General features: G+C 73.4%; 7 protein-coding genes. 6 read left to right on the top strand and 1 reads right to left on the bottom strand.

Features of this window, described 5'->3' with window-relative positions; all coding sequences use genetic code 11:
• Positions 1-196 precede the first annotated feature (196 nt).
• Positions 197-4,183: a type VII secretion protein EccCa gene (eccCa, locus tag ACZ4WV_RS15065; protein WP_465746704.1), complete on the bottom strand. Its 3,987-nt coding sequence runs from the start codon at positions 4,181-4,183 to the stop codon at positions 197-199.
• A gap of 202 nt (positions 4,184-4,385) precedes the next feature.
• On the opposite strand from eccCa, the gene eccD reads away from it, so the two are divergent.
• The 6 genes from eccD (at position 4,386) to ACZ4WV_RS15035 (ending at position 10,855) form a co-directional block, all read left to right on the top strand.
• Positions 4,386-5,753 carry a type VII secretion integral membrane protein EccD gene (gene eccD, locus ACZ4WV_RS15060; protein WP_465746604.1) on the top strand — a complete coding sequence of 456 codons (1,368 nt, stop codon included), beginning with the start codon at positions 4,386-4,388 and terminating at the stop codon, positions 5,751-5,753.
• A 52-nt stretch (positions 5,754-5,805) separates the two neighbouring features.
• Positions 5,806-7,266 carry a type VII secretion protein EccB gene (eccB, locus tag ACZ4WV_RS15055; RefSeq protein ID WP_465746602.1) on the top strand — a complete coding sequence of 487 codons (1,461 nt, stop codon included), beginning with the start codon at positions 5,806-5,808 and terminating at the stop codon, positions 7,264-7,266.
• 102 nt (positions 7,267-7,368) lie between these two features.
• Complete coding sequence (locus ACZ4WV_RS15050) at positions 7,369-7,701, top strand: WXG100 family type VII secretion target (RefSeq protein ID WP_465746600.1); 333 nt, start codon at positions 7,369-7,371, stop codon at positions 7,699-7,701.
• Between the two features lie 84 nt (positions 7,702-7,785).
• Positions 7,786-8,085 (top strand): hypothetical protein, encoded by a 300-nt coding sequence (locus tag ACZ4WV_RS15045; RefSeq protein WP_465746598.1) that lies wholly within the window; start codon positions 7,786-7,788, stop codon positions 8,083-8,085.
• A gap of 16 nt (positions 8,086-8,101) precedes the next feature.
• Positions 8,102-8,611, top strand: a complete 510-nt coding sequence (locus tag ACZ4WV_RS15040; protein WP_465746596.1) for a hypothetical protein — start codon at positions 8,102-8,104, stop codon at positions 8,609-8,611.
• A 123-nt stretch (positions 8,612-8,734) separates the two neighbouring features.
• Positions 8,735-10,855 (top strand): hypothetical protein, encoded by a 2,121-nt coding sequence (locus tag ACZ4WV_RS15035; RefSeq protein ID WP_465746594.1) that lies wholly within the window; start codon positions 8,735-8,737, stop codon positions 10,853-10,855.
• Positions 10,856-10,966 lie beyond the last annotated feature (111 nt).

Raw genomic sequence — 10,966 nt, 5'->3', positions numbered from 1 at the left:
ACTAACCCCGCCACCCTACCGCGGCCGCGCCTACTACCAACACCACCCACAGCAGCAAGTAGTACCCCACGCTCCCCCCCCCCCCCCCCCCCCCCCCCCCCCCGCCCCCCCCCACCCCCCCCCCCCCCCCCCCCCCCCCGCTCCCGCGCAGGGCGTATCCCGGGGCGGATTCCGGGGCAGCTCCCGGGCGTCGGCTTCAGTCGCTCTCCGCCCCCACCGGCTCGGGCACGCGTGCGGTCTGCAACTGGACGGTGCGCCGCCGGGTGATGTGCAGCGCCCGGCCGGGCGGCAGTACCCGGGGCTTGACGCTGCCGAACAGCACGCCCTCGCTCGGCGGGCAGGACAGCAGCACCGCCGGGGTGTTGACCTCCTGGAGCCGGCGCATCAGCGGGTCGCTCACGGCACGGCCGACGCCGTTGGCGCTGCGCGCCACGATCAGGTGCAGGCCGAGCTCGGTGCCCTGGGCGAGGTGGTCGAGCAGCGGGGCGAAGGGGTGGCCGGTGATCGGGGCGGAGATCAGGTCGTAGTCGTCGACGATGATGAACAGCTCCGGGCCGGTCCACCAGTCCCGCAGCTTCAGCCGGGCGGGGGTGATGTCCTCGCCGGGCACCCGGCCCTCCATGGCCCGGGCCGCGCCCTGGACGACCTGCTTGAGGACGTCGACCGCGACGGCGTAGCCGAGCCGGTACTCCTCCGGTACGAGGTCGAACAGCCCGCGCCGGAAGTCGATCAGCATGATCCGGGCCTGGGACGGCGTGTAGGCCGAGGTGATGCCGTTGACCAGCAGGCGTAGCAGGTTGGTCTTCCCGGACTCGCTGTCGCCGATCACCATGAGGTGCGGCGTCTCCTCGAAGTCGTGCCAGAGCGGGGCGATCTGGCGGTCCTCCAGGCCGAGCGGCACCCGCAGCCGTCCCTCGGCGGGGGGCAGCGAGGCGGCCTCCAGGACCAGCGGGAGCATCCGGACCTGCGGGGCGCGCGGTCCGGCCCAGTGGTCGTTCACCGCCTCCACCAGGTCGGTGACGCCGTCGGCGAGGTCACCGGCGTCGCCGATGCCGTCCATGCGCGGCAGTGCGGTGAGGAAGTGCAGCTGTTCGTCGGTGAGTCCGCGGCCGGGCAGCTTGGGGACGGTGGCGGCGGCCCGCATGTTGATCATGGAGTCGACGCTGTCGCCCAGTCGCAGTTCGAGCTTGGTGCCCAGCTGGTCGCGCAGCGCGCTGGTCACCTCGGCCCAGCGGGTCGCGGTGACGATCAGGTGGACGCCGTAGTTGAGGCCGCGTCCGGCGATCAGGCCGAAGGTCTGCACCAGCTCGCCGAACTCCTGGCGCAGGGTGTTCCAGCCGTCCACGACCAGGAACACGTCGCCGTGCGGGTCGTCGGCCAGGTCCGGGTCGCCCGCCGCCCGGCGGCGCCGGAAGGAGGCGGCCGAGTCGATCCCCAGCCGGGCGAAGCTCTGTTCCCGGCGGGCGATGATGCCGTTGATCTCGGCGATGGTGCGGCCGACCCGCTCCGGATCGTGCCGCCCCGTCACCCCGCCGACGTGCGGCAGCTCGCGCAGCGCCGACAGGCCGCCGCCACCGAAGTCCAGGCAGTAGAACTGCACCTCGCGCGGGGAGTGGGTGAGCGCCAGGCCGGTGATCAGGGTGCGCAGCAGGTTGCTCTTGCCGCTCTGCGGGCCGCCGGCGATGCCGACGTGGCCGCCGGCTCCGGACAGGTCGGCGGTCAGCAGGTCGCGCAGCTGCTGGAACGGCCGGTCGATGACGCCGACCGGTACGGACAGTCCGCCGCGCTGTGGCCAGCCGGCCGTGGTCAGCCCGTGCTCGGGGTGCGGGGAGAGCGGCGGCAGCAGCTCGTCGAGGGTCGGCGGCACGTCGAGAGGGGGCAGCCAGACCCGGTAGGCCGGCGGCCCCGCGTCGGTCATGCGTTCGGCGGCCAGTTCGAGCAGGCTGTGGACGGTCTCCTCCTCCACCACCTCGGGTTCCTCGACCTCCGGCACCGGCTGCTGCCGCGGCGCCACGTACTCGGTGCCGAACGGCACGACCTGCCCGGCCACCGCCGCCTGCCGGGCCGCGCTGGGCTTCTGCTGGCGGTACGGCCCGGACACGTAGGCCGCCTTGAACCGGGTCAGGGTGGAGATGTCGCTGCGCAGGATGCCGTTGCCGGGCTGCGTGGGCAGGTGGTAGGCGTCGGGGACGCCGAGCACGCCGCGGCTCTCCATCGCGGAGAAGGTGCGCAGGCCGATCCGGTAGGACAGGTGGGATTCCAGGGCGTGCATCCGGCCCTCGTCCAGGCGCTGCGAGGCGAGCAGCAGGTGGACGCCGAGCGAGCGGCCGAGCCGGCCGATCATGATGAACAGCTCCATGAAGTCGCGGTGCGCGGCGAGCAGTTCGGAGAACTCGTCGACCACCACGAACAGCGTGGGCAGCGGGTCCAGCTTCACGCCGGAGGCCCGGGCGGCCTCGTAGTCCAGCAGCGAGGTGTAGTTGCCGGCCGAGCGGAGCAGTTCCTGGCGGCGCATCATCTCGCCGTGCAGGGCGTCGCGCATCCGGTCGACCAGGGAGGCCTCGTCGGCCAGGTTGGTGATGACCGCGGAGGTGTGCGGGAGCCGGTCCAGGCCGAGGAAGGTCGCGCCGCCCTTGAAGTCGACCAGCACGAAGTTGAGCGTCTCCGAGGAGTGGGTGAGCGCGAGGGCCAGCACGAGGGTGCGCAGCAGCTCGGACTTGCCGGACCCGGTGGCGCCGATCAGCAGGCCGTGCGGGCCCATGCCGCCCTGCGCGGACTCCTTGATGTCCAGGTCCACCGGGGTGCCGTCGGGGCCCAGGCCCAGCGGCACCCGCAGGCGCTGCTCCTTGGACCGGCCGGCCCAGGCCCGGCGGACGTCGTGCCGGTGCAGGTCCTTGATCCCCAGCAGCGAGGTCAGGTCGAAGTCGGTGGCCAGCGGCTCGGCGCCGTCCGTGGAGTCGTCCAGCCGGTAGGGCGCCAGGGCGGCGGCGTAGCGCCGGGCGGCCGTCACGGGGAACGTGTCGGGGCGGCCCAGCGCCGTGATGCTGTCCTTGCGGTCGCGGTCGGAGCCGACCAGCTCCAGCGCGCCGTCCGCGGTGATCCGCAGCCGCAGCCGGTGTTTGGCGTGCTTCCACTCCAGGGCGTCCCGCACGTCCAGCACGGTGGCGTTGCGGTAACCGGCGAGCGCGGCCCGGCCGGAGGCGGGCAGCCGCACCCCGTCGACCAGGATCAGCGTGTACGGCTCCTCCCGGCCGGGCTGGGCGTCCGGCTCCCAGGGGCCGCGGGCGGCGAACTCGGCGCCGAGCAGCTGCTCCAGTTCCACCATCGAACCGGCCACCAGCCGGACGGGGCCGGCGCCGTCGCTCTCGTTCGGGTGCAGGGCGTGCGGCAGCCATTTCAGCCAGTCCCAGTCGGCCCGGCGCTCGGGCGCCGCCACCAGGCCGATCCGCAGCTCGTCGGGGGCGTGGAAGAAGGCCAGTTGGGCCACCATCGCCCGGGCGAGTGCGCGGGCGGGCTCGGCGGTGTCGGCCGCGTCGCCGTCGGGGTCGTCGGCGGCCTCCTCGGCCGTGCCGACCCGCAGCAGCACGTGCGCGTAGCCGCGGACGTGCACCGCGATCGGCTGCTCGGGCAGCGTGCCGTACGCGTGGATGAACCGCCGCAGCGCGTGGGCGCTCAGCGGCTCCAGGTCCTCGACCGGCTTGGTGGCCAGCGGGGCGAGCCGGACGGCCAGCCGTTGCGCGCCCACCGCGATCCGCACGTCGCCGAAGTCGGGGTGGGCCGCCCGCCGCTCCCACAGCCGCGAGGTGCGCACCATCGAGACCAGCGCGGCGGGCGCCGGGTGCCGCCAGGCCAGTGCCCGCTGCTGCTTGACGGTGTGGCGGCGGACCTGGCGGCGGATCTGCGACAGGTAGCGCAGGTAGTCGCGGCGCTCGCCGCGCAGCTGCCGCTTGCGGTCGCTCTCGCCCCGGATCATCTGGGTGAGCAGCATGCCGACGGCGGACAGGCCCATCATGCCGATCGCGACGTAGGTCAGCGGGCCGCCCGAGGAGTTCGGGTTGAGGAAGATGAACACCATCGAGAGCGAGCTCAGCGCCATCGGCGCCATGGTGAGCATGGTGGACAGCCCGCTCTGCGGCTCGGGCAGACCGGGCGGCTCCTGCAGCTGGATGTCGCCGTCGGGCATCTCCGGCCCGGAGCGCCTGGGCGGACGCTCAACCACGACCTGACTCAACGGGCCCCTCCTCACACACGCGTGGACTACTCCGCCCCAGGGCACGGAACGCGGCTCCGGAAGGTTCAGCGGATCGGTGCCGATCCCGGTGAACCGCCGCACCCGCCGTTTCCGTGCAGCCGGGCGAAGAGCCGCAGACCGGAGGAGGGAACGCATGAGTGGTGGAGCCGTGGCCGGCCTGTGCAGACTGAGGTTCCGCGCGCCCGAGTCGGCGTTCGAACTCGCCGTGCCGGCCGACGTCGTCCTCGCGGACCTCCTTCCCGCCGTGCTCGGGCACGCCGGCGCCGAGACCGAGGAGGCGGGCGCCGAGCACTCCGGCTGGGTGCTGCAGCGGCTCGGCGAGGAGCCGCTCGACGACGAACTGACGCTGGACGCGCTCGGACTGCGCGACGGCGAGGAGCTCTTCCTGCGCCCGCGCTCCGCGGAACTGCCTCCGGTCCACTTCGACGACCTGGTCGACGGGGTGCGCAGCGGGATGCTGGAGCGCGGCGACTCCTGGCGCCCGGCGCTCACCCACCACCTCGCGGTGGCCGCCGCGCTGGTCGCCCTGGCCGGTGGCCTGGCGCTACTGTTCCTGCCCGGCCCCGCCCGACTGCGCTGCGCTACCGCGGCGGTGATCGCCGTCCTGCTGCTGGTCGGTGCCGGCGGTGCCACCCGTACGGTGGGCGACGGCGCGGCGGGCACGGCCCTGGGCGCCGCCGCGATCGGCTACGCCGTCACCGGTGCCGCCCTGGTGCCGGGCCTCGGCGGCGCGGACCGGCTGCTGTCCTGCGGCTCCGCCGGCGTCGGCGCCGCCGTGCTCGCGCTCGCCGTGGCCGGCGCCTCGGCGCCGTTCTTCCTCGGTGTCCTGTTCGCCGCCCTGGTCGCCCTGGGAGCCGGCGTGCTGGCCCTGCAGGACGTGCCGCCGGGGCACTCCGCGGCGATCCTGGCCTGCGCCGCGGTGCTCTCCGGGGCCTTCGCCCCCGGGCTCTCCTTCAAGATCGCGGGACTCAGGCTGCCCGCCCTGCCGCGCAACGCCGAGGAGCTCCAGGAGGACATCGAGCCGTTCCCGGCCGAGTCCGTCCTCGCCCGCGGCGATGTCGCCGACGGCTACCTGACCGGCTTCCTCGGGAGCATCGGACTGGTCTGCGCCGCCTGCCTGACCCTGCTGGCCGGCGCGGACGGCTGGGGCGCGGCCGCGACGGCCGCCGACCTCGCCGTGCTGCTCCTGCTGCACGCCCGCGAGATCGGCAGCCTCTGGCAGCGCCTCGCCGTCCTGCTGCCCGGCGGGTACGGGCTGGTGCTGCTGGCCGGCCGGTTCGGCCTGGGGGACGACTGGCCGAACCGGCTCGTCCTGCTGGCCGTCCTGCTGGGCGTCGCCGCGGTCATGCTGGTCGTCGCCTGGACGGTGCCGGGCCGTCGGCTGCTGCCCTACTGGGGCCGCGCCGCCGACCTGCTGCACTCCCTGGCGGCCTTCGCCCTGCTGCCGCTCGCCCTGCAGACCCTCGGCTTCTACCAGCTGATGCGGGGCATGGCCGGCTGACGCCCCGCCCGCCGCCGCACCCGTCCGCACCACCGATCCCGGGAGAGGTCCCATGCAGTCCAAACGCGACCAGGTGCAGGCCCACCTGTTCGTGATGAGCCGGGTCTCCTCCGGGATGCTGCGCGGCGAGCCGGACGCGCCCGACACCCCCATCGCGCGGACCACCCGCGGTGCCGTGGTCGGGCTCGCCATCGGCCTGCTGATCGGTGTCGGCGCGGGCGTCTACGGGCTCGTCCAACCCGGTGGGGCGACGGGGTGGCAGAAGCCCGGCACCCTGGTGGTCGTCGAGGAGAGCGGTGCCCGGTACCTGTACGCCGGCGGACAGCTGCGTCCGGTGCTCAACCAGGCCAGTGCCCGCCTGCTCGCCGGGGAGCAGTTCCGGCTGGCGACGGTCAGCGCGGCCTCGCTCGACGGCGTTCCGCGCGGGCCGGTGGTCGGCATCGTCGGCGCTCCCGACGGTCTTCCGGTGGAGCGGGACCTCGACCAGGCCGACTGGTCCGCCTGCGCGGTCCAGACACCGCCGAGCGCGCCGGGCGCCCGGGCCACCCCGCAGCTGTCCCTGGCGATCGGCCTGCACCGCGGTGCCCAGCCGCTCGCCGACGACCAGGCCGTACTGGTGGCCGGACCCGACGGCTCGCCCCAACTCATCTGGCAGGGGCGCAGGTTGCGGGTGGACACCGGCAACGGCGGACTGCGCGCCCTCGGCTACGGCGGCGTGACGCCGTACCCGGTGACCGCCGGCTTCCTCGACACCCTTCCGGTCGGCCCGGACCTCAAGGCCCCCGAGGTGCCCGGCCGGGGCACGGCCGGCCCCGCGCTGGCCGGGAAGCCCACCCGGATCGGCCAGTTGTTCACCGGGCCGGGCGGCGAGCACTACCTGCTCGCCGAGGACGGACTCGTCCCGCTCGGGGAGACGCCCTTCCGGCTCGTCCAGGGCGACCCGCGCACCCAGCAGGAGGCCTACGGCGGTGCGCCCGTCACCGTCGGGCCGGTCGGACCGGCGGACCTCGCGGCGCACAGCGCCCCGGCGGCCGCCGCGCCCGCCGGGCCCGACGCCGAACCGCCCTCGACTCCACCGAAGGTGGTGACCGCACGGCAGGGCCAGGTGCCCTGTGCCGAGTTGCGGCCGACGGCCGGCCCGGTGACGGTCGCGGTCGGCCTGCTGGACGCCGCCGCCGTGGCCGGTCAGCCCCCGGCCGCCCAGCCCGGGGTCACCCCGGCCTGCAACGGGGCCGACCGGATCGTGGTCCGGCCGGGCGGCGGCTCCCTGGCCCGGGCGGTCACCGGCTCCGGCGCGGGCTCGACCCTCTACCTGGTCACCGACGCGGGGGTGAAGTACCCGCTGCCCTCGTCCGCGGCCGCCAAGCAACTGGGCTACACCAAGGCCGCCCCGGCGGCCGTCCCCGCCCGGCTGCTCGGCCTGCTGCCCACCGGGCCGAGCCTCGACCCGGCCGCTCTCACCAGCGGCGCAGTGGTCGGGACACCCACCGGGACGAACCCCTGCGGGGGCTGAACCCGAGGGCCCGCGCGTCCGTTCACTATGCCGGGCCGCGGACCCTGACCCACCGGAGGCACCGGCGACCGGCCGGCGCCCGCACCAGAGAAGGGATGTCGCATGGCCGGCAACAGCATGCTCAATGACCCGTTGGTCGTCCAGCAGGTGCTGACGACCGTGGAGTCGCAGGACCAGCACATGCAGGAGACCCAGCGCCAGATCAACGCCGTCGTGGAGGAGGTCAACGCGCACTTCCAGGCCGCCGCCAGCACCGTCTTCTGCCAGAAGATGGAGGAGTGGCAGCGCAAGTACGAGGAAGTCCGCGCGCAGTACGGCAAGTTCCACGAGCTGCTCACCAGCGGTGCGGGGCTGATCCAGGGCGCCGGCCAGGACTCGGTCCACGTCGTCTCGGGCCTCGGTGTCGGCGACGACATCGTCAAGGGCCTGAGCTGACGCGGGCCGGCGGCCGAGACCGCCGGCACACCCACCGGCCGGGTCAGGGCCGGGACCACCACCGCCCTTCGAAGGAGACCAACGATGTCCGACGGCAGGATCGAACTCCACCACCAGCAGATCGAGGAAGCCGCCGCCGCGCTGCGCCAGCAGGGCGAACTCATGCACCAGATGATGGAGCAGACGCGCACCTTCCTCACCCAGGGCCTCGGCCACGAACTGCACGGCACCTACGCCGACGGCGGCCAGGCGTTCGCCGAGGTGCTGTCCAGCGCCGACACCGTCATGGGCGATGACATCACCAAGGCCGCCGCCGCCCTCGACGAGGTGCACGGCCTCATCCGCGACTCGGACAACCGGGCCGGATCCAACTTCCACAACTAGGCCCGGGTGAGTCGCGATGACCGACGACGAGAAGGCCGACGAGGACTGGAAGAAGAAGCAGGAGGAGAAGAAGAAGCAGCAGGAGAAGGACTACCGGGAGAAGCAGGAGCAGAAGGACAAGGACGACGCCGACACCTTCAAGGTCACCGACTCCTGGCTGATCGACTTCGCCCACACCAAGCTGACCAAGATGCTGCAGGACCTGCAGACCCACCCGGCCCGGATGGCGCTCCAGCAGTTTGTCCTGGGGATCGGCGGCGGTACGGCTCCCGGCGACTACTCCCAGCTCCTCTCCGGCGGCAGCACGGTCCTGCCCAGCGTCAAGACGATCCAGGACACCTTCAAGAAGTACTGCCAGTCCCTGGAGCAGCAGTTCAAGACGCTGGAGGACCAGGTCAAGAAGATGATCGACGACCTGGAACGCGCCCAGCGGGACCTGAAGAACGGAGCGGACGAAGCCCTGTCGGCCGCTCAGATGATGTACCTGATCAGCGACGTCCTCGGCACCGGCGGCATCACCACGTAGCCCCCGCCGAGCACCCGCCCGACCGACGGCGTCCTCCGCAGCCGTCACCTCGACCCGCAGGGCGGGCCGGACCCCTCCCCGGCCCGTCCTGCGCCCTCCGACGATCCAGGAGCTGTGACACCGATGGCCACCACCAACTGGGAATCCTCACTGCCGGTGTTCGCGAGCTCCGACCAGACGACCTTCACCCAGCGCAGCGCCGTCAGCGGCGACGACAAGGTCACCTGGATCGCCGGACACAACTACGAGACCCTGGCGTACTTCAAGCAGACCGGCGGCAACGAGGGGTACGACTGCTGGTGGTCGTTCAACTACATCAATCCGGACGGGCAGCAGTACAGCCACGTGATCGGCTGCAACCTCAACTGGGCGCAGTTCGAGGCCGAGACGACCGAGCTCGGTAAGTGGATCCGGCAGGGCTACGACGTGCTCATGCCGCTCGCCCACTCGCCGTCCGAGAACGACGTCATGAGCGTGTGGAGTTTCGACGCCGCCGTCGACATGCTGCACGGCACCGAACAGCTGCTGCAGACCTGGGCGCCGGTGGTCAACCAGTGGTCGGGTGACATCGCGGCGCCGGGCGCCGACTGGACGGGTACCGCGGCGGGCCAGTTCAAGACCGTGCTGTCCATGTTCGGCACCGAGCTGGAGGACCTGGAGAAGGACGTCCACGCCCGGGACGCCGCCGGCAGGCTCAAGGCGGCCCGGGAGGCGATGGGGACGGCCGTGCTGGCCATGTGGAAGGCTCAGGAGGCCTACCGCAACAGCAGGAACGCCTGGCCGGTCAACCCGCTCCACGACGCGCTGGTGGAGGGGATGTCCACGGCGAAGGTCACCGCCACCCCCACCCTGGTGACGAGCGGGGACGGCGGCTTCACCACGTACGGCATCCCGGACTTCACGGTCACGACGGCCTGGGGCGACCCGCACGGCGACGACTTCTGGAAGAAGGCCGAGCAGCGGGCCAAGGAGATCTGGCTGAAGAACGTCGCCGACATCCTGGACCCGGGCGCCAAGTCCGCGCTCGACGCCCTCGGCGCCGGGTACGTCCCGGCCATCAAGGCGATGAACGACCCGGTCAAGCCGGTGCAGATGAGGCGGCCGTACACGCCTCCGGCCGACACCCCGCCGGGCGTCAACGACCCCACGTCGGGCTTGGACAAGAACCTGTCCGACATGAACAAGAACATGAACGACTCGCTCGACAACAACAAGGGGATGAACGACACCAGCCATCTCCCCGGCGGACCGGGCAGCCTGGACGGCGGATCCTCCGGCCTCGGCGGCAAGGGGGGCAACGGCCTGCCGGGGCTCGGCGGCGGGCCCGGTGGCCTCGGCGGCGGCCTGGGCGACGGCGGGATCGGCGGTGGCGGCTCCGGCGTCCCGGTGCTCGACGGGAACGGCAAGCAGATCTTCGACGCCAACGGCAACCCGGTCAGGGTGCCGCCGGGCAGCCACATCGACCCGACCACCCACCAGGTGATCGGCCCGGACGGGCGCCCGGTGCTCGGCGCGGACGGCAAGCCCATCACCGTGCCCGACGGGGCGACCGTCGGCACCGGCTCGGGCGACCACATGAAGGTCCCGCCGGGCTCGCACATCGACGACGGCGGACGGGTGATCGGCCCGGACGGCAAGCCGGTGCTGGACGGCAACGGCAACCCGGTCGTCGTCGACCCCGGCTCCCGGATCGACTCCGACGGCACCCTGCTGGACCCGGACGGCAGGCCGGTCTCCGAGGTCTCCCAGCTGCTGGCCGATCAGCGGCACGCCTTCAACGCCGGCACCGGCGACGGCGGCGACGGGCTGCTCGGCGGCGGGTTCGGCTCCGGCTCCTACCACCCGGGCGGCTCCCCGTTCGGCGGCTCCTCCACCGACTCGGACGGCCTCGGGGTCGGCTTCCCCGGCACCGGGCTGCTGCCCGGCGGCCGCAGCGGCATGAGCTCCAAGGCGGTGGCCGCGGGCGGCGACCCGAACACCGCCCAGGCGCGGGCCGCGGCGGAGGCGGCCGACGCCGCCGAGAAGGCCGCGGCGGCCAAGGCGGCGGCCGAAGCCGAGAAGAACGCGCTGACCGGAAAGAACATGTCCACCACGGGCGGCATGCCGCCGATGATGCCGCCCGGCGCGGGCGCCGGCGGGCCCAACCAGAAGGACAAGGACCGCCAGCGCACCACCTGGCTGGCGGAGGACGAAGAGGTGTGGGGCACCGAGAGCACCGCGGTCAGCGGCGTCATCGGACGCTGACCCCTCGTCAGGCGCTCGGGTTCCGCCCGCCACCCCGCCCCCAGTCAGCCCGCCAGCCCCGTCCGACTCATCCATCCCCGCGAGCCCGGCCCCGGCCGGAGACGAGGAAGA

The organism is Kitasatospora sp. NPDC029312, assembly GCF_055569215.1.
The sequence above is the reverse complement of the archived record's forward strand: the minus strand, read 5'-3'. Positions and strand labels throughout refer to the sequence as shown.

Coding starts and splice junctions, on each gene's coding strand:
- ACZ4WV_RS15045 (WP_465746598.1), top strand. CDS start 7,786: ATGTCCGACGGCAGGATCGAACTCCACCACCAGCAGATCGAGGAAGCC.
- eccB (WP_465746602.1), top strand. CDS start 5,806: ATGCAGTCCAAACGCGACCAGGTGCAGGCCCACCTGTTCGTGATGAGC.
- ACZ4WV_RS15035 (WP_465746594.1), top strand. CDS start 8,735: ATGGCCACCACCAACTGGGAATCCTCACTGCCGGTGTTCGCGAGCTCC.
- eccCa (WP_465746704.1), bottom strand. CDS start 4,183: ATGCCCGACGGCGACATCCAGCTGCAGGAGCCGCCCGGTCTGCCCGAG.
- ACZ4WV_RS15040 (WP_465746596.1), top strand. CDS start 8,102: ATGACCGACGACGAGAAGGCCGACGAGGACTGGAAGAAGAAGCAGGAG.
- ACZ4WV_RS15050 (WP_465746600.1), top strand. CDS start 7,369: ATGGCCGGCAACAGCATGCTCAATGACCCGTTGGTCGTCCAGCAGGTG.
- eccD (WP_465746604.1), top strand. CDS start 4,386: ATGAGTGGTGGAGCCGTGGCCGGCCTGTGCAGACTGAGGTTCCGCGCG.